This window comes from Micromonospora sp. WMMD1102, from assembly GCF_029626265.1.
Lineage (GTDB): Bacteria > Actinomycetota > Actinomycetes > Mycobacteriales > Micromonosporaceae > Plantactinospora.
Map to the genome: position 1 here is coordinate 8,334,664 of NZ_JARUBN010000001.1, position 18,455 is coordinate 8,353,118.

The window sequence follows — 18,455 nt, forward strand, 5'->3', positions numbered from 1 at the left end:
CGAGGGTCCTGACGGTCCGCCGAGTCGGCACGTACTGTCGGCGGACCGTCCCGGGATCCGAGGAGACGTCCATGGCACAGCAGCCGAGCCGGCGCGACTTCCTCCAGGGCGCCGGACTTGTCGGAGCCGGGCTGGTCAGCGGCGGCACCGCCGGAGCGCTGCTGCCGCCCGCCACCCTCGCCTGGCAGCGGCTCGGCGGCGACGACGAGTCCGGCACCGACCCCGGCTCACCCCGGTTCACCATCGCCGTCATCCCGGACACCCAGTATCTCTTCGACGGTGAGCGGAGCGACCCGGAGCCGCTGGCCGCGACGCTACGCTGGATCGTGGCGCACCGGGCGGAGCGGAACATCGTCTTCACCGCCCACCTCGGCGACATCGTGCAGAACGGCGCCCCCGCCGAGCTGGCCCGAGCCGGCGAGGTCTTCGGGATCCTCGACCGGCACCGGGTGCCGTACAGCGTGCTGGGTGGGAACCACGACGTCGACCCGTCCCGCACCGACGACGTACGCGGGCCGAGCGGCTATCTGGAGGTCTTCGGGCCGCACCGGTTCCGCCACCTGCCGACGTACGGCGGTGCGACGCCGGACGGCTACAACACGTACCACGTCGTCCCCGCCGCCGGGCGGGACTGGCTGCTGCTGGCGCTGGACTGGCGGCCGTCGGACGGCACCCTCGACTGGGCCCGGTCGGTGCTGGCGGCGCATCCGGGCAGCCCGGCGATCCTGACCACGCACGAACTGGCCGACGCCGACCACACCGGCGCCACCTGGCTCGCCGGGCACGGCCAGCGGCTCTGGGACCGGCTGGTCCGGGACAGCGACCAAATCTTCCTCAGCCTGAACGGGCACTACTGGCCGCCGGGCCGGCTGGTGCTGCGCAACTCCGCCGGCCGGGACACGCACGTGCACGTCACCAACTACCAGGACAGGTACTACGGCGGCAGCGGGATGCTCCGGCTCTACTCGTTCGACCTGGCCCGGAACACCGTCGACGTCGAGACGCTCTCGCCGTGGATCCTCGGGCAGCCGCCGCGGGAGCGTACCGCGCCGGCCCGGCGGGAGGTCGAGCTGACCGACCCGGCCAACCGGTTCAGCCTGGCCGTCGACTTCGCCGAGCGGTTCGCCGGCTTCGCCCCGGTCACCCGCCGCCCGCCGCGCGGACCGGCCACCGTGGTCGGCGACGGGATCGTGGCGTACTGGCGCTTCGACCAGCGGCCGGACGGCGAGGCGGTGCCGGAGAGCTTCCGGATCGACGACCTCTCCGGCCGGGGCAATCCGCTGACCCGGGTCAGCCTGCCCGGCAGCGGGCCGGCGGCGCTGCGCTGGTCGGCCGAACACCACGCCGACCAGCCGGCGCACGCCAGCCTGTTCTTCACCGGCGGCAGTCGACCACCCCGGGGTGGCTACCTGCGTACCGTCGACGGCGCCCCGCTGAACGCCGCCACGTTCCCGCACGGCTACACCGTCGAGGCGTACCTGAAACTGCCGCCCGACGTCCGGGAAACCGACTCGGCCGGGATGTGCGTGCTGAGCCGCGCCGGCACCGGCCGGGACGTCGGCAAGACCGGGGGCGACCCGGCGGAGCCGGTCGCGCTGCTCGGCTTCTCCGCCGGGATGGCGTTGAGGTGGGCGGTCTTCCCGGTCGGACTCGACGGCATCGTCGCCAACTGGAGCCACGAGCTGCGGCCCGGCGAGTGGGTGCACGTCGCCGTGGTGAACGACGGCCGGCTCAGCACTCTCTACGTCGACGGCGCCCGGTTGCTGCGCAACCCCACCACCCCGGCGTCCGGGCTGGCCACCGCCGGCGAGCCGTGGCTGGTCGGGGCGTACCACCGGGACCGGGTGGTGTGGCAGGGCTTCTACGGGTGGATCGGGGACATCCGGATCGCGGACCGGCCACTGCCGCCCGACCGCTTCCTGCTGGCCTGACCTCCACCAGCGCCCGGACCCACCAGCGCCCGGACCCAGCAGCGCCTGGACCCCTGTCGGCGACCGCACGCTGCCGGGGTGGACGACCGATAGAGTCGGACGGCGTGGCCGAGGAGACGAGTCGGGTCCGGATCGAGCCGTGGAGCGAGGACGACCTCGACCTGCTCCGCCGGATCAACACCCCGGAGATGAAGCGGCACCTGGGCGGCCCGGAGACCGAGCGGCAGCTCCTCGCCCGGCACGAACGCTACGTCCGATCCGGTGGTACCGGCCCGGGTTGCATGTTCCGGGTGGTCGCCCTGCCGGACGGCACACCGGTCGGCAACGTCGGCTACTGGGAGCGTGTCTGGCACGGCGAGACGGTCTACGAGATGGGCTGGAACATCCTGCCGGCGTACCAGGGGAGGGGGCTGGCCACGGCCGCGCTGCTGGCGGTGGTGGAGGTGGCCCGCGCCCGGCGGAGGCACCGGTACGCCCACGCCTATCCCTCGGTCGGGAACGCCGCCTCGGAACGCGGTCTGCCGCAAGGCCGGTTTCGAGCTGCTCGGCGAGACCGACTTCGAGTTCCCGAAGGGGCGGCTGATGCGTTCCAACGACTGGCGACTCGACCTCACCGGCGTCCGGGCTGGCTGACGTCGCGCGCTGCGGCCCGGTCGGATCGCGCGTAACGTCCTGCTGGTGCACCGGTCCCGGACCTACGCGGTCATCATCGACATCCCGGAAGCCGAGGTCGGCGCCGGCTCGGCCTTCTGGTCGGGGGTGTTCGGCACACCGGCCCGGCCGGAGCCGAACGAGCCGGAGTTCAGGTCGCTGCGCGGCGCGATCCCCGGCCTGGTGACGGCGATCCAGTCGGTCGACGCCGACGCCCGCTACCACCTCGACATCGAGACCGACGACGTCGCCGCCGAGGTCGCCCGGCTGGTCGCGCTCGGCGCGACCGAGGTGGCGATCTGGCAGGAGTGCCACGTGCTCCGCGCGCCCGGCGGGCACCTGCTCTGCGTGATTCCGGTGCAGAGTGATCCCGAGGTGTTCCGCGCCGAGGCGCGGAGCTGGCCGGACCAGCCCGCCGATTCGGACAGTTCAGATAGTTTGGACAGTGCGCGCTGAGCGGACGGCGCGGCGCCGACAGCCCGGAGCAGCCGGCGCCCGGGTCGGGACAGGGCAGCACCGGGCGGCGCTGTCGACCCTCGGGAGTGGTGACTGCGCCGGATGGGCGGCGGCGCCCCTGCCGGTCGGCCGGGCGCCACCGCGCGATGGTCAGCCGACCGTTGCCGGGGTCTTCTCCTCGACAGCTGCCGCCACGGCCGGCGCCTGCGCCTCCACGGCGGCCGGCGCCTGCGCCTCCACCGCGGCCCGCTTACGGGCCCGATGTGCCGCGACGTGCGACCGGGTGGCGCAGCGCTCCGAGCAGAACCGGCGGCAACAGTTGGACGAGGTGTCCAGATAGACGTTGCCGCACCGGTCGTCGGCACAGACACCGAACCGGGAACTGCCGTACTCGCACAGCCAGACCGACAGGCCCCAGACGGCACCGGCGAGGAACTCGGCGCTCACCGAGGCACCCCGACTGGTGACGTGCATGTGCCAGTCCTTGGCGTCGTGCCCGGAGATGCGTGGCTGGACGGGAAAGATCTCCAGAAGCGAATTCAGCTCGGTCACCGCGTCGGCGTCCCGTCCCGAGGAACCGAATTCGAAGACGTCCCGCAGGCGCTTCTGCGCGCGCCGGAAGGCGGCGACGTCCCGTTCGGTCACCTCGTCGCGCATCCAGCCGTGCTCGTCGGTGAAAACGGCCCGCAGGTCGTCGAGATCGTCGAGTCGTGCGTTGACGAGATCGACCCCGGTCCGGGCGTACGCGTCGAAGTTCACCCGACAACCGTAGACGACTTACGGCTCCCGTGGTGCGTCCACGTAGTGAGGAAGGAACCGCGCGTAGCCGTCGGTGATCAGGCTCCGGCTCTCCCGCAGTCCGGCGCCGGCCGCCTCGCCGGCCACCACCCAACTGCCCAACACAAGGTGATTATCCGAAAACGACGGTAACGCCCGGAATTGTTGGTAACACCATCGCTCGTCGCCGTATATGCCTGGATTATCGATCTCTCCGTCGGCGGTCACGATCCGGACCGAACCGCCCTCCCGGCCCAGCAGCGGCTTCACGACGTACTCAGGCATTCCCCGGGGCGAATCGAGGTACGCCGGCAGCAGGTACGGGTGGTCGGGATAGAGCTCCCAGAGCACGGCCAGCAGCGCCTTGTTGGACAGCAGCAGCTTCCAGGCCGGCTCGATCCAGGTGGTCGGGGTACCCGGATCCAGTGCCGGGCGGCCGTACGGCTCGGCGAGCATCCACTCCCAGGGATAGAGCTTGAAGCAGGTGAGGATCGGCGGACTCACCCCGTCCGGACCGGGCGGGCCGGTGAACCGGCGGCCGTCCCAACCGATCTGGAGCATCGGCAGCAGCTCGGTCTTCAACCCCGCCTGCCGGGCCGTCTCGGCGAGATAGCCGGCGGTCATCTGGTCCTCGCCGGTCTCCTCCTCGTCCGACCAGGCGACGTGCACCAGCGGGTCGTGCAGGCCGGCGCCGATCCGCTGCCAGGCCGCGACCAGCCGCTCGTGCACGCTGTTCCACTGGTCCAGCTCGGGGCGGGTGTCCTCCAGCCAGTACCACTGGATCACCGACGCCTCCACCAGCGCGGTCGGGGTGTCCGCGTTGTACTCCAGCAGCTTCGGCGGCCACGAGCCGTCGTACCAGAGGTCGAACCGGCCGTAGAGGGTGGGCGGCTGCTCGCGCAGCGACCGGGTGACCGCGTCGGCGGCCCAGGCCGGGATGCCGAACTCGGCGAACCTGTTCCGCGCCACCACGTGCTCGGCGGCGGCCACCGACATCCGGTGCAGCTCCTCGGTCGCCTCCTCCAGCCGGAGCACCTCGTCGAGGTCGAAGGCGTAACAGGCGCTCTCGTCCCAGTACGACATGAGGCCGCCGTCCGGCAGCTCGGTGTCGGCGTAGACGAGGCCCTGGGCGCGTACCGTCGCCGACCAGTCCGGGCGAGGTGTGCTCGTCTCCCGGCGCACCGTCAGCCGCCGCAGGAGGCGAGGTGGGTGCCGAAGCCGCCCCGCTCGGGGAGCACCTCGGCCGCACCGCCGGCCGGCCTGCCGCCGGACTCGGCCGAGGCGTACGCGGCCGGGACGTGAGCGGCCGGGGCGTACTCGGCCAGGGCCAGCGAGCGGGGGCGTGGGGTGCTCGGCCGGGAGTCGCAGTCGTCGTCGTCCCCGACCTGGTTGCACCCGGAGAGGGTGACGGCGAGGGCGGTGAGCGCGCCCAGCTGCACGCTCGCGGACCGGAGACGGCGGCGCGAAACTTTTTCCACGAGATCGTTGTAACCGATCCGCGCCACTGCCGAACACCCACAGGTGTAAGGAAGGGCCCCCGCTACAGCAAAAAACGATATGCGGGGGCCCGTCCTTACACCGCGACGGCTCCGGTCGTCGGGTACGGGCAACCGGCGGGCGTTACGCTCGGCTCATGCTCCGATCGGTCATCCTCGCCGCCTCCCGGTCATCCCGGATCGAGCGGCTCGTCGAGACGGCCCCGCTGACCCGGGACGTCGTACGCCGGTTCGTCGCCGGCACCAGCACCGACGACGCGCTGCGCGCCACCCGCCAGCTCGTCGCCGACGGTCTCGCGGTCTCCCTCGACCACCTCGGCGAGGACACCGTCAGCCCCGACCAGGCCACCACCGTCCGGGACGAGTACCTGAACCTGCTCGGCGGGCTCGCCGAGGCCGGGCTCACCCCGCCGGCCGAGGTCAGCGTCAAACTCTCCGCGCTCGGCCAGAAGTTCGACGAGCGGCTGGCCCGGGAGCACGCGCACGCGATCTGCGCCGCCGCCGCGGCGGCCGGCACCACGGTCACCCTGGACATGGAGGACCACACCACCACCGACTCGACGCTGGACATCCTGGCCGAACTGCGCAAGGACTTTCCGGGTACCGGCGCGGTGCTCCAGGCGTACCTGCGGCGTACCGAGGCGGACTGCCGGGAGCTGGCGACCGCGGGCTCGCGGGTGCGGCTGTGCAAGGGCGCCTACGCCGAGCCGGAGTCGGTGGCGTTCCAGTCGGCCCGGGAGGTGGACAAGTCGTACGTCCGGTGCCTCAACATCCTGCTCTCCGGCCAGGGGTACCCGATGATCGCCACCCACGACCCCCGGCTGATCGCCATCGCCGAGGACCGGTCCCGGTGGTTCGACCGCACCCCGCAGGAGTTCGAGTTCCAGCTCCTCTACGGAGTACGCCCGGACGAGCAGGCCCGGCTCGCCGAAGCCGGCCAGACCGTGCGCGTCTACCTGCCGTACGGCACCGACTGGTACGGCTACCTGATGCGCCGGCTCGCCGAACGCCCGGCCAACCTGGCGTTCTTCGCCCGCGCCGTGGCGACCCGGAAGTAACCGGGGGACAGCACCCGGCGGGCCGCTCCCGCCCGGCGGCGGGACCCGACGGTCGGCTCCACCGGGCAGGTGCCGGTCGATGAGTTGGTCCGGCTGGGATTCGGCCGGTTTGCCTGGCATCCTCGGACGCCATGGACTTCTCCCGCGCGATGGCGGCGCTGCGTGCCGCCCTCGCCGACTCGCCCCGGGCGCAGGGCGCTGCCGACCTGGTCGAACAGCTCCTCGCCCTGGTCCGCCCGTCGATCGGCCTCGCCGTGCCGGCCCGCTCCCGCAACGGTGCGTCCGCCGGCCCGGTCGCCGGCTGGTACGGCGGGCTTCCCGGGCTGCCGGAGGGGGTGCCGTGGCCGCACCACCAGGGGCGGCCGATGACGCTGCTGGCCCGGCTCGACTGTGCCGCGCTGGCGCCGCTGCTCGGTCCGGAGTGGACGCTGCCCCGGGACGGGGTGCTGCACTTCTTCGCCGACGAGTGGGTCCACGCCGACTTCGGGGCGGATCCCGGCGACGACGGTTGCGCCGTGCTGCACGTACCCGTCGGGCAGCCGGACCGGGTCGCGCCGCCGGACGCGGTGGTGATCCCGGCGCTGCCGCTGGTCGGTGCCCCGGTGCTGGCCGCACCGGACTACGAGGACCCGGAACTGGCGCCGGTCTTCTCGACCGACCCGCCCCGGGTGATGGGCCTGGTCACCGAGATCCGCGACCGGCTGCCGACGGTCCGGCACCGGCTGCTGGGTTGGTCGGACAGCCCGGTGGCGGCGCTGCCCGGTCACCGGCCGCTGCTGTCCCTGGAGGCCGAGCAGGGCACCGCCTGGGGCGAGCTGGTCGGCGTCTCCTTCTGGCTCGAGGACCGGGACCTGGCGGCGGGCCGGTTCTCCCGGGTACGCCGGGTCCTCGACGTCGCCTGATCCGCCGGCCTGATCCGCCGGCTCGCCGCGCCGCCGATCCGCCGGCTCGCCGCGCCGCCGATCCGCCGGCTCGTCGGACCCGCCTGGGTGGACGGCCGCGCCGCGGTCGCCGGGTACCCGTGGACGCGCATCCGGCCCGCCGAGGGAACGATCTGTCGATCGTTGCCCCCGACGGACCGGATGCGTCCGCTCCGTCACCGGTCGTGGTGTCCGTTACCGGTCACCCGCCACCGGTCACCTGCCCCGATGCCGGGACTCAGGCGAAGCAGTTGTCGATCTCTTCGGTGCCGGCGCAGTTGTCCGGCCGGTTCTTGCTGATCACGGTGTCGTCGTCCACCTTGACCCTGCCGTGCTCCGCGAAGAGCCCGCCGCCCTTCTTGGTGGCGTCGTTCTCCACGATCTTGCTCTTCTTGAGTACCAGCGAACCACCCTCGACCGCGATGCCGCCGCCGACCGAGTGGGCGCCGACGGCGCTGTTCTCGGTGATCTGGGTGTGCCGCACGATCACCTCGGACTTCTGTGCGAAGATGCCTCCGCCGTCGCCCCGGGTGGTGTTCTTGGTGATCTTGCTCTCGTCCACCGTGAGCAGACCCTTGACGGTGGCGATGCCGCCGCCGTCCCCGGTGCCGAGGTTCTTGCTGACGTGCAGACCCCGGACGGTCAGGGTGGCGTCCTTGTTGAAAAGCCCGCCGCCGACCTTCGCGGTGTTGCCGTTGACCTCGCCGTCCGAGACCTTGGTCCGGGCCGAGACGCTGGCGATGCCGCCGCCCTCCGCCGCGTTGTTGTGCTCGAAGGCGCTCTTGGTGATGTCGGCCGCCCCCTGGTAGTTGGCGAGCCCACCGCCGGCCTTGTCGGCGCTGTTGGTGAAGAACTCGGACTTCTCGACGGTGAGCACACCACCGTTGAGGACGCCGCCGCCGTTACCGGCGGAGTTGTTGTCCTCGAACTTGCTCTCGACGATCGCCAGGTGGCCGTCGTTGAAGATCGCGCCGCCGCCGCCGCTCTTGGCGAGAGCGGTGCTGTCCGAGATCGTGACCCGCTTGACCGTGGCGGTACCGCCGTGGTCGATCGAGATCGCGCCGCCCTCGTCCGCCCGGCCGTTCTCCAGGAAGACCTCGCTCAGCTCCAGCTCGCCACCGTCCCGGACGGTGAAGAAGCGGAAGTCGTGGGCGTACGTGTCCCGGGTGATGGTCGCACCCTCACCCTTGATCTTGATCGGCGCCTTGATCACCGGCAGACCGGACCGGTCGTGCTTCTTGTCGGTCTTGCCGTTCTTACCGTTCTTACCGGTCTTGGCCGACGCGCCGGCGCTGCCGTTGGTCGACGCGGCGTCGGCCGGCATGCCGTCGGTGGCCTTCCCGCCCTTGCCGTCGTGCTTCTCCCCGCTGTCACCGGAGCCGGTGAGCGTGTAGGTGCACTTCGGCGCGAGCTTCAGACTGCCACCGCCCTGGGCGTTGGCGTGCACAAGTGCGGCGACCAGCGCGTCGGGGTCGCACGGGACCGAGGTCACCTTGTCCTCGTGCTTCTCCGAGTCCTCGCGCTTGTCCGACTCGCAGCCCTCGCGGCCATCGTGGCCGCCCTGGGACCCGCCGTTCCAACCCGAGCCCTCCGAGCCGGAGCCGTTCTGGCTGCCGCCCTGGGATCCGCCGTGCCAGCGGGAACTGTCGGAGCCGGGGGCCTCCCCGGACGAGCCGTTCTCGCCGCCACCCTGCCAGCCGGAGCCGCCCTGCGAGCCGCCTTGCGAGCCGCCCTGTGAGCCGCCCTGCCAGCCGGAGCCGCCCTGCGAGCCGCCTTGCGAGCCGCCTTGCGAGCCGCCCTGCGAGCCGCCCTGCCAGCCCGACCCGCCCTGTGAGCCGCCCTGCCAGCCGGAGTCCTTGGACTCCTCGTGCTTGTCCTTGGCGTCCTTGGACTCGGTGGCCGGTCCGGCCTTGGGGTCCTTGGTTGCCGTGGGTCCGGCCTTCGGGTCCCGGGTCGTCGTCGGTGCCGGCTTGGCGTCCTCGTGCTTGTCCTTGGCGTCCTTGGATCCGGTGGCCGGTCCGGCCTTGGGGTCCTTGGTTGCCGTGGGTCCGGCCTTCGGGTCCCGGGTCGTCGTCGGTGCCGGCTTGGCGTCCTCGTGCTTGTCCTTGGCGTCCTTGGATCCGGTGGCCGGTCCGGCCTTGGGGTCCTTGGTTGCCGTGGGTCCGGCCTTCGGGTCCTTGGTCGCCGCCGGTCCCGCCTTCGGGTCCTTCGACTCCTTCGACTCCTCGGCCTTCTTGTCGCCGTGGCCCTGCCAGCCGCCACCGGGCTTGCAGTAGTCCTGCCAGTTGCCGCCCGCGGAGTCCCCGCCACCGGCGTGCGAGCCCTGCTCGCCCCCGGATTCGGCCTTCGGGTCCTTGGACCCGTGGTCCTTGCCCGGGTCCTTGCCGTGGTCATCCTTGTCGTTGTCGGCGCGGACCACGGACAACTGCCTGAGGTCCACGCCTGACAGGCCCTGGTCCCCGGCCATCGTGGCCACCCCGGTCAGGCCAGCCGCGCCGGCTACCAGGCTGCCAGCGACGATGCCCCCGGCTAAGAACCACCGGGACCGCCGCCTTCTTGGCCGCGTCGTGGACTGACCAGGATCGACGTGGCTCCCTTGGAATTCGGACATCAAGCTCCCTGCCTTTCGAATACAAGACACGGCCGCACCATCTGGGGCGCGGAGGGCCACAAATAGGTTTGCAGCCACTTATCGTCACCGTACGGTGGTGTTCGGCGCATGGCGGGCCTTCGTGAAGAAAACCCACGAATCAGTGGAATCCAGGCAGGTCCACGCTGGAAAAGCGCTAATCGGATAGATGCGGGGCCAGATAGCGCCAATCTGTTTCCGGGCAGAAAACTGCATAGCAAGCATTTCCCGGACGTACGTCGCGGCAGGGCGGAGCAGTGAAGTTCGGGCACGATTCGTACATCGGGCGCACGAGGGGGCAGTGGTGTCGAGGAGCGCGTTGTCGTCGTGAGTGCGTACGAAGGGCGATATCCGGGTCAGGGTTCCTCCGGATGGTCGACACGCGACCGGGACGAGGAAACTGGACCGGTGACCGCGCCGATCGACACGTACGTCTCGGCGGTCGGTGACCGGCTGCGGGGGTCCGCCCGACTGCGGGCTGACATGCTGGCCGAGATCCGGGACGCGCTCGCCGACGCCGCCGAGGGTTACCGGCACGCCGGGCTGACCGCCCCGCAGGCGCAACGGCTGGCCGTCCGGGAGTTCGGTGCCGCCGAGCGGATCGCGGCGGGCCTCCAGGACGTGCTGGCAGTGGCACAGGGACGGCGTACCGCCCTGCTGCTCGTCGGCGTGCTCGGCGGGCAGTACGGCGCCTCCGAGCTGCTGGGCCGGCTCGGCGGCTGGCAGCGCTTCTGGGACGGTGCCGAGCCGGGGGCGGCGTACCTGTGGCTGGCCCGGACGACGGACACCTTCGCCGGGCTCGCCCTCGGTGCCGCCCTCGTCGCGGTCGTACTGCTGCGCTGGGGACCACGGCATGTCGACATCCCTCCGGCGGCGATCCGGCTGACCGCCGTACTCGCCTCGGTGGTGGTCGGGGTGACAATGGTCTGCGGCGGGCTGCTGGCCGTACTGCCGCCGGAGGGCGGGGGCGTGACGGCGCTGGCCGGCGCGGTGGGCTCGGTGGCCTCCTCGGCCCTGCTGCTCGGGTCGGCCCGGCAGTGCTGGCTGGCCGCCGCCGAAGTTCCGGAATCCCCGTCGACGCCCCCGGCGGCCGGCTCGGGAAGCGGCCCGGCAGGGGCAGGTTCGCGCGGCTGGACGTTTGGTCGTACTCTCCGGCCGTGACCGACGGGGATTACCGCCACCGCCCACCGGCCGACGACCAGCCGCCGAGCACCCCTCCGCCGGCCGCCGACCAGCCCTGGAGCGGGCCCCCGCCGACCGCCGATCGGCCCTGGGCCGGTCCTCCGCCGGCCGCCGACCAGCCGTTCGGCGGTCACCAGCCCACCGGCTACCCGGCCGGTCCGTCGTACCCCGGTCCTCCGGTCGGCGGCTACCCGATGCCTCCTGGCGGCTACCCGGTGCCCGGCGGTCATCCGGCACCTGGTGGTAATCCGGCGCCCGGCGGCTACCCGGTGCCGGCCGGGTTGCTTCCGCCGCCGCGTCGCCGTCGGTGGCCGCTCTGGGTGGGACTCGGGACCGTCGTGGCGCTGCTGCTCTGCGCGGCGCCGGTGGCGATCGGGGCGGTACTGCTGGACCGGGTCGCCGGCCCGACCGGCCCGGCCGCCGGTGCCGGGGCGGTGGCCAGTCCCAAGGCCGGCGACCCGGCCACGGTCACCGGAGACTGGCTCACCGAACAGATCCGCGGCCTGCTCGACGGTCAGGCGAAGGCGCTGCTCGGCGGCGACGAACAGGGCTACGTCGGGCTCGCCCAGCCGAACACGGCGATCGCCCGCCAGCTCCGGCGCGACTTCCGGACCCTGCGGGCGATGCGGGTCAGCAAGTGGGAGCCGAAGCTGCTGGGCCGGGTGAGCGAACTCAACACCGCCGGCGAGTGGCGGGCCAACCTGACCGTCGCGCACTGCTTCGTCGGCCCGGACTGCGAGCCGAACGAGATCACCATGGTCACCCGGTGGAAGGACACCGCCGGGCAGCCGCGGCTGTTCGCCATCGACACCGACCGGACCGGCGGGCCGGGCCGCCCCCGACCCTGGGAGAGCGACGAACTGGTCGCCTCGATCGGCGAACGTACCCTGGTCGCCGCGCCCCGGGCGTTCCGGGACCGGCTGCCCGACCTGCTCCGCGAGGGGGAGCGGGCAGCCAAGGTCGCCGACCGGTACGCCGTGGACGGCTCCCCGCCCGAGCGCTACCTGATCTTCTACGCCGGCCCGAACGAGTGGAGCCGCTGGTACGGCGGCAACCGCGCGGAGTGGACCGCCGGATACGCCGTACCGGTCGGCGGTGACCAGTACGACCTGGTGCTCAACTCCAAGGCCGTGGTGCCGGGCCAGTACGCGGACCTGATGCGGCACGAGTTGACCCACGCCTCCTCGCTGGCCGGGGCCGGCCGGATCGACGACGACGCCTGGTGGCTGGTGGAGGGGCTCGCCGAGCACGCCGCCGCCGGTGGCCGGCCGGCGAGCCGGTACGACAGCCTGGACGACGTCGACCGGCTGGTGAAGTCGGGCTGGAACGGCGAGCTGGCGGACGTGTCGCCGAGCGCCCGCTCCGAGGACTGGCACGTCGCCGGCAGCTACGGGGTCGGCTACCTCGCCGTACGGCATCTGGTGGACCGGTTCGGCGAGCAGAAGGTACTCGCCTTCTTCAAGGCGGTGGTGCACGACGGCCGGTCCGAGGTGGACGCCTCCCGGGAGATGTTCGGCCGGGACTGGGCCAAGTTGCACGACGAGTGCGTGGCGTACGCGAAGAAGACCGCCCGCTGACCGGCGCGGCCCGCCGACTGCCAGCATGCTGACCGGGGCGGCCCGCCGGCTGACAGCATGCTGACCGGCGTGGCCCCCCGGCTGACAGGCGGCGGGCGGCCGGCTCGCCGGCCCGCGCGTCCTGCCAGGTGGTGACGGTGGCACCTCGTACCATTGCGGCGTGCGTCGCGCCTCTCCGCCGCGCCTGTCCGCAGCGCCGCGGCCCCGGACACCCGTGCGGCCCCGTCGACCCGTATTATCCGCCACCATCCTCGCCGCCACCGTCCTGTTCGGTCTCTCCGCGGCCTCCTGCGAGTCCGACCAGCAGGTCGGCCTGGCCAGTGTGGAACGGGCCGACGTCGCCGAACTCGTCGACGCGCCGGCCAGCGTGACCGCCCGGGCGGCGGCCACGCTCAGCGCGCCCGCCGACGGCGTCCTGGCCGAACTGCGGGTCGGGCCGGGTGCCCGGGTCAGGGCGGGCCGGGTGCTCGCGGTCGTGGAGTCGCCGTCCGCCCGGGACCGGCTGGCCAAGGCCCGCCGCGCGCGCGACGCGGCCCGCGCCGCCGGGCGGGGCGTCGGCGGCGGTACCGACCTGTCCCGGTTGCGCCGCAGCACCGACCGGGCGGCGGCGCAGGCGTTCCGGGCCGCCCGGGACGCCGCCGGCAGGCTCACCGACCCGGCCGCCCGGACCGCGCTGCTCGCCCAGGTCAAGGTCGCCGAGCGGCAGTACGCGGCGGCGGCCGAGAGCGCCGGTGCGGCGGTACGCGCCGTCAACCGTGGCGTCGCCGGGATGAACTCCGCGGTACGCGCCCTCTCCGCCGCCCAGCGCCTCCAGGCCGAGCAGGCGTACGACCTGGCGAAGGCGACCGTGGACGCGCTGGTGCTGCGGGCACCGATCGGCGGGGTGGTGCAGCTCGGCGGCCCGGCGTCCCCGGCTGCCGGTGCCGGTACCGCCGACGCGCTGGCCGGACTGCTCGGCGCGACCGGCGGGCTCGGCGCCCCGGCCGGAGTCGATCCGGCCGGAATGCTCGGCACGGGCAACCCGACCGCGCCGGTGGCCGGCGTCGACGGGGCGGTGCCGGTCGGCGGCCGGGTGAGCGCGGGCACCCCGATCCTGACCGTGGTGGACCTGACCGACCTCGGGTTGGTCGCCGAGGTGGACGAGACCGACGTGCTGCTGGTCGACCAGGGGGTGCCGGCGAGTGTGGAGCTGGACGCCGCCACCGGGGCGGAGTATCCGGCCCGGGTCCGCTCGGTCGACGTACTGCCGACCACCTCGGCCCGGGGCGGTGTGTCGTACCGGGTGCGCCTCTCGCTCGGCCCCGGGAGCTTCGCCGACGGGCGGGCCGCCCCGGCACCGCGCCCCGGGATGAGCGCGGTCGTCCGGCTGCGGGTCCGCGAGGCGGCCGGCGCGGTGACCGTACCGGCGGCGGCGCTGCACTCGGCGGACGGCCGGGACGCGGTCTGGGTGGTCGAGGACGGGATCGCCGAGCAGGTGCCGGTGACGGTCGGCGTGCAGGGGCAGGACCTGGTGCAGATCGTCAGCGGGGTGGAGCCGGGCCAGCAGGTGGTGGTCAGCGGCGGCGACCAGGTGCGCCCCGGAGAGCGGGTACGGTGACCGCCGCCCGGCGTTCCGGGGTGGCGGTCGAGGCGGTCGACCTGGTCCGGACGTACGACCTGGGCGGGGTGTCGGTGGCCGCGTTGCGCGGCGTCTCGCTGACCATCCCCGCCGGTGACTACCTGGCGGTCGTCGGGCCGTCCGGGTCGGGCAAGTCGACGCTGATGCACCTGCTCGGCGGCTTGGACCGACCCTCCGGCGGCCGGCTGGTGATCGGCGGCCGGGACGTCGCCACGCTGGACGCCGGGGAACTCGCCACGCTGCGCAACGAGACCATCGGCTTCGTCTTCCAGTCGTTCCACCTGCTGCCCCGGACGTCCGCGATCGACAACGTGGCGCTGCCGCTCGTCTACCGGGGGGTCGGTGGCCGGCGGCGGCGGGAGCTGGCGGCGGCGATGCTGGGCCGGGTCGGCCTCGGGCACCGGCTGGACCACCGGCCCAACCAGCTCTCCGGCGGTGAGCAGCAGCGGGTGGCGATCGCCCGGGCCCTGGTCACCGATCCGGTGCTGCTGCTCGCCGACGAGCCGACCGGCAACCTGGACAGCGCCACCGGCGAATCCGTGCTGGCTCTGCTGGAGGAGCTGAACGCCGCCGACGGGGTGGCGCTGGTGCTGGTCACCCACGACCGGGAGGTCGCCGAACGCGCACACCGGCAGATCACCATGCGCGACGGCCAGGTGGTCGCGCCGGCTGCCGAGCCGGCCCGGGCGGCGCGGCGGGAGCCTGAGATAGTAGATCCCGCTCCCAGCGCGGAGTCCCGACGAGCGTCCGGAAGCGACTCGGGGCACCCGTCCGGTGGCTCCGGTGGCGCCACCGGAGCCACCGGACGCCGTGAACCATCCGGTCCCGGTCCCGCCGGGGAACACCAGGCCGACGCGCCGTCCGGGCGCGGTGTCGGGGCGGCGGGGAGCGGCTCGTGAGGATCGCCGAGGCGTGGCGGGTCGCGCTGGACGCCCTGGCGGCGAACCGGCTGCGCAGCATGCTCACCATGCTCGGGGTGGTGATCGGGGTGGCCGCCGTGGTGGTGCTGGTCGCCATCGGCACCGGCGCCAAGCGTGAGGTGGAGCAGCAGGTCGAGGGACTCGGGTCGAACCTGCTGGTGGTGGTGCCCGGCCGGCTCGACTTCGGCGCGGCACCGGCGGTCTCCCGACTCTCCCTGGCCGACGTCGAGGCGGTCAACCGGGTGGTCGGCGATCCGCGCCGGGTGGCGGTCACGGTCACCTCCGGCGAGACGGTACGCGCCGGTACCCGCTCCGCGTTCACCACCGTGCAGGGCGTACTGGAGACGACTCCCGAGGTCTTCGTCCGGGATCTCGACCGGGGCGGCTACCTGACCTCGTCCGACGTGGACACCAGCCGCCGGGTGGCGGTGCTCGGCGCCACGGTGGCGGGTACCCTCTTCGGCGACCGGGAGCCGGTCGGGCAGCAGGTCGCGATCGCCGGGGTGCGGTTCCGGGTGGTCGGGGTCTTCGCCCCGCTCGGCCAGAGCCTCGGGGTGGACCGGGACGACGAGGTGCACATCCCGGTCACCGCCGCACACCGGCTCTACGGCACCCAGCGGATCGACGGGATCGCGATCAAGGCGCCGGACCGGGCGGAGATCGACGACCTCGGCCAGCGGGTGGTGGCCGAGCTGACCCGACGGCACCCGGACACCGAGTTCAGCGCGGTGACCCAGGAGCAGATCCTCGGCGTACTCGGGGACATCCTCGGGGTGCTCACCGGGGTACTCGCCGCGATCGCCGGCATCTCGTTGCTGGTCGGCGGCGTCGGGGTCTCCAACATCATGCTGGTCTCGGTGCGCGAGCGGACCCGGGAGATCGGCCTGCGCAAGGCGGTCGGCGCCCGTCCCCGGGACATCGGGGTCCAGTTCCTGCTGGAGGCGGTACTCCTCACCGCGCTGGGCGGGGTGCTCGGGATGGGGCTCGGGGTCGGCGCCGCGCTGCTGGTGGCCGCCCTCTCCCCGGTGCCGGCGGTGGTCACCTGGTGGTCGCTGGCGCTCTCCTTCGGGGTCTCGGCGGCGGTCGGGATCATCTTCGGGGTGGTGCCGGCCCAGCGTGCCGGTCGGCTGGACCCGGTCGTCGCACTCCGTGCCGAATGACCCGTGTTGGGAGGTTCCAGGAGCTTCCCAGGCGTCGACCGGCGGGTCAGGGGTGAGCAATTGTCCGAAGGGATCGCGCCGGTCACAGCCGTCCCGTTACCGTACTGGTAACACGCGCGTAGCTGCGGCGCGGAAGCATCCCGCCGGGCACGCGCCGGGGATTGGGATGGGTTGGTGAGCCATGACGGGATCACCACAACCGGACAGCCGAATGCCGGAGGTCAGGTTCCTGACCGTCGCCGAGGTGGCGACGCTGATGCGGGTCTCGAAGATGACGGTCTACCGGCTGGTGCACTCCGGCGAGCTGACCGCGGTGCGGGTCGGTCGGTCGTTCCGGGTGCCGGAGCACGCCGTGCACGACTACCTGCGCGGTGCCTTCCAGGAGACGGCCTGACGGCGCAGCCGCGAGACGCTGACGGGTGAGCCGCGATGTCGGAGGGGCCGGGGCCGGTCGCGCCGCCGGACGGTGGGCGGTCCCGGGGTGCCCCGGGCGGTTCTCCGTGGGGGCGCTTTCGCCCGGCCGACGGCCGCGGGCTAGTCTGGACCGCGACCGTGGCCACGTGCCGACATGGGTGCGAGCCCGTCGTGCCGGCCCGGTCCGTTGTCCAGCTCGGTAGCCGGCGACACCTCCGGGTGGCGCCGGCCCGATCAGCACGTCGCATCAGAAGGGCTGTCGTATGGGCTCGGTGGTCAAGAAGCGCCGCAAGCGCATGGCCAAGAAGAAGCACCGCAAGCTGCTGCGCAAGACCCGCGTCCAGCGTCGCCGTCTCGGCAAGTGACCCCGGCCGGGCGTCTGCCCGGCCGGCGGTGAGCCGGTCAGCTGTCGACCTTCGGAGGCCCACGTGACGACGTCGCGGCGGTCCGGGCCCGGCCCGGGTCGTCCCGTGCGGAGCGCGAGGTGACCCCCGGTAGCACCCCCGGTGCGCCGGGGGTCGTCGTGGTGACCGGGGTCAGCCGCTTCCTCGGCGCGCATGTCGCGTCGCGGCTCGTCGCCGACGGGCGGATCGCCCGGGTCGTCGGCCTCGACACGCACGAACCGGCTGCCGAGATCGCCGGCCTGCTCGACGGCGTCGAGCGGGTCCGGGCCGACGCGGGTGCGGTGAGCACCATCGTCGACGAGTTGGGTGCCGACGCCGTCGTGCACCTGGCGCTGGCCACCGCCGCCGACCCGCAGCAGGGCGGGCGGGCGGCGATGAAGGAGCAGAACGTCATCGGGACGATGCAGCTGCTCGCCGCCGCCCAGCGGGCGCCCCGGCTGCGCAAGCTGGTCGTCCGCTCGTCGACGGCCGCCTACGGGGCGTCGTTCCGGGATCCGGCGGTCTTCACCGAGGACACCGAGCCGCGGGCCGTGCCGCGTGGCGGCTTCGCCCGGGACATCCTCGACATCGAGGGGTACGTTCGCGGCTTCCGGCGCCGCCGTCCCGACGTCACGGCCACCGTGCTGCGCTTCGCGCCGTTCATCGGCTCGATGGCGGACACCACGCTGACCCGGTACTTCGCCCAGCCGGTGGTGCCGACGGTGCTCGGCCGGGATCCCCGGCTCCAGTTCGTACACTTCGACGACGTGCTGGAGGTGCTGCACCGGTCGGTGGTGGAGGAGCACCCGGGGACCTTCAACGTCGCCGGGCCGGGGGTGCTGGCGCTCTCCCAGGCGATCCGTCGGGCCGGCCGGGTCGCCCTGCCGGTGGTGGAGCAGGGGCTCTCCGGCGCGGCCGGGCTGGCCCGGGTGCTGGGCTTCGGATGGTACGGCCTCGACCAGGTCGACCTGTTCGTGCACGGCCGGGTGGTCGACACCACCCGGCTGACCACCGAGTACGGCTTCACCCCGCGCTCCACCGCTGCCGCCTTCGACGAGTTCATCGCCAGCCGCCGTGACGGCACGGTGCTCGGGCCGGAGCAGCTCCGCCGGGCCGAACAGATGATCATGGACGGTATCCGGCAGACCCGCGCGACCGTCCGGGACCGGATCGCCCAACTGGGCGCCGTCGAAAGTGCCGCCGTGGCAGACCCCGCCGCCCCACCGGCCGGAGCCGGTCCGGCCGAGGGTGCCCGCCCGGCCGACGGGACCGTGCTGGCCGAC

General features: G+C 73.3%; 16 protein-coding genes and 1 pseudogene. 13 read left to right on the plus strand and 4 right to left on the minus strand.

Translation table 11 applies throughout. The annotated features are described in order from the left end of the window. Positions 1-71: 71 nt before the first annotated feature. From O7626_RS37920 to O7626_RS37930, 3 genes are all read left to right on the plus strand, one after another. A complete protein-coding gene (locus O7626_RS37920) occupies positions 72-1,931 on the plus strand; it encodes a LamG-like jellyroll fold domain-containing protein (protein WP_278065749.1) in 1,860 nt (619 codons plus the stop codon). Between the two features lie 104 nt (positions 1,932-2,035). Further along, entirely contained in the window at positions 2,036-2,599 is a 564-nt protein-coding gene (locus tag O7626_RS37925; RefSeq protein ID WP_278065750.1) for a GNAT family N-acetyltransferase, read from the plus strand. 10 nt (positions 2,600-2,609) lie between these two features. Then, positions 2,610-3,038 carry a VOC family protein gene (locus O7626_RS37930; protein ID WP_278065751.1) on the plus strand — a complete coding sequence of 143 codons (429 nt, stop codon included), beginning with the start codon at positions 2,610-2,612 and terminating at the stop codon, positions 3,036-3,038. Between the two features lie 150 nt (positions 3,039-3,188). Here O7626_RS37930 and O7626_RS37935 read toward each other — a convergent pair whose 3' ends face one another. The 3 genes from O7626_RS37935 to O7626_RS37945 are packed head-to-tail and all read right to left on the minus strand — an operon-like array spanning position 3,189 to position 5,293. Next, positions 3,189-3,797: a CGNR zinc finger domain-containing protein gene (locus tag O7626_RS37935; RefSeq protein WP_278065752.1), complete on the minus strand. Its 609-nt coding sequence runs from the start codon at positions 3,795-3,797 to the stop codon at positions 3,189-3,191. 18 nt (positions 3,798-3,815) lie between these two features. Then, positions 3,816-4,997 carry a glutathionylspermidine synthase family protein gene (locus O7626_RS37940; RefSeq protein ID WP_278065753.1) on the minus strand — a complete coding sequence of 394 codons (1,182 nt, stop codon included), beginning with the start codon at positions 4,995-4,997 and terminating at the stop codon, positions 3,816-3,818. Positions 4,998-4,999: 2 nt separating this feature from the next. Continuing rightward, positions 5,000-5,293: a hypothetical protein gene (locus O7626_RS37945; protein ID WP_278065754.1), complete on the minus strand. Its 294-nt coding sequence runs from the start codon at positions 5,291-5,293 to the stop codon at positions 5,000-5,002. A 155-nt stretch (positions 5,294-5,448) separates the two neighbouring features. Between O7626_RS37945 and O7626_RS37950 the strand changes: the two genes are divergently transcribed. Both O7626_RS37950 and O7626_RS37955 read left to right on the plus strand, forming a co-directional pair. Further along, positions 5,449-6,369, plus strand: a complete 921-nt coding sequence (locus O7626_RS37950) for a proline dehydrogenase family protein (protein ID WP_278065755.1) — start codon at positions 5,449-5,451, stop codon at positions 6,367-6,369. A 131-nt stretch (positions 6,370-6,500) separates the two neighbouring features. After that, positions 6,501-7,271 carry a DUF1963 domain-containing protein gene (locus tag O7626_RS37955; protein ID WP_278065756.1) on the plus strand — a complete coding sequence of 257 codons (771 nt, stop codon included), beginning with the start codon at positions 6,501-6,503 and terminating at the stop codon, positions 7,269-7,271. Between the two features lie 256 nt (positions 7,272-7,527). Here the strand turns inward: O7626_RS37955 and O7626_RS37960 are convergent, their stop codons facing one another. Further along, on the minus strand, positions 7,528-9,756 hold the full coding sequence (locus O7626_RS37960) for a hypothetical protein (RefSeq protein ID WP_278065757.1): 2,229 nt from the start codon (positions 9,754-9,756) through the stop codon (positions 7,528-7,530). Between the two features lie 570 nt (positions 9,757-10,326). On the opposite strand from O7626_RS37960, the gene O7626_RS37965 reads away from it, so the two are divergent. The 8 genes and pseudogenes from O7626_RS37965 to O7626_RS38000 form a co-directional block, all read left to right on the plus strand. Continuing rightward, positions 10,327-11,079 (plus strand): permease prefix domain 1-containing protein, encoded by a 753-nt coding sequence (locus tag O7626_RS37965; protein WP_278065758.1) that lies wholly within the window; start codon positions 10,327-10,329, stop codon positions 11,077-11,079. Further along, entirely contained in the window at positions 11,076-12,677 is a 1,602-nt protein-coding gene (locus O7626_RS37970) for a hypothetical protein (protein WP_278065759.1), read from the plus strand. The genes O7626_RS37965 and O7626_RS37970 overlap by 4 nt, the downstream gene beginning before the upstream one ends. Before the next feature lie 160 nt (positions 12,678-12,837). Next, positions 12,838-14,274: an efflux RND transporter periplasmic adaptor subunit gene (locus tag O7626_RS37975; protein WP_278065760.1), complete on the plus strand. Its 1,437-nt coding sequence runs from the start codon at positions 12,838-12,840 to the stop codon at positions 14,272-14,274. Next, entirely contained in the window at positions 14,271-15,194 is a 924-nt protein-coding gene (locus tag O7626_RS37980) for an ABC transporter ATP-binding protein (RefSeq protein WP_347404836.1), read from the plus strand. The genes O7626_RS37975 and O7626_RS37980 overlap by 4 nt, the downstream gene beginning before the upstream one ends. Then, positions 15,191-16,375 carry an ABC transporter permease gene (locus O7626_RS37985; protein WP_278065761.1) on the plus strand — a complete coding sequence of 395 codons (1,185 nt, stop codon included), beginning with the start codon at positions 15,191-15,193 and terminating at the stop codon, positions 16,373-16,375. The genes O7626_RS37980 and O7626_RS37985 overlap by 4 nt, the downstream gene beginning before the upstream one ends. Before the next feature lie 181 nt (positions 16,376-16,556). Next, entirely contained in the window at positions 16,557-16,769 is a 213-nt protein-coding gene (locus O7626_RS37990; protein WP_278065762.1) for a helix-turn-helix domain-containing protein, read from the plus strand. 283 nt (positions 16,770-17,052) lie between these two features. Next, on the plus strand, positions 17,053-17,154 hold the full coding sequence (locus O7626_RS37995; protein WP_007465623.1) for an AURKAIP1/COX24 domain-containing protein: 102 nt from the start codon (positions 17,053-17,055) through the stop codon (positions 17,152-17,154). A 119-nt stretch (positions 17,155-17,273) separates the two neighbouring features. Beyond that, a pseudogene (locus O7626_RS38000) lies at positions 17,274-18,341 on the plus strand (NAD-dependent epimerase/dehydratase family protein); the annotation flags it as partial. Between the last annotated feature and the right edge of the window lie 114 nt (positions 18,342-18,455).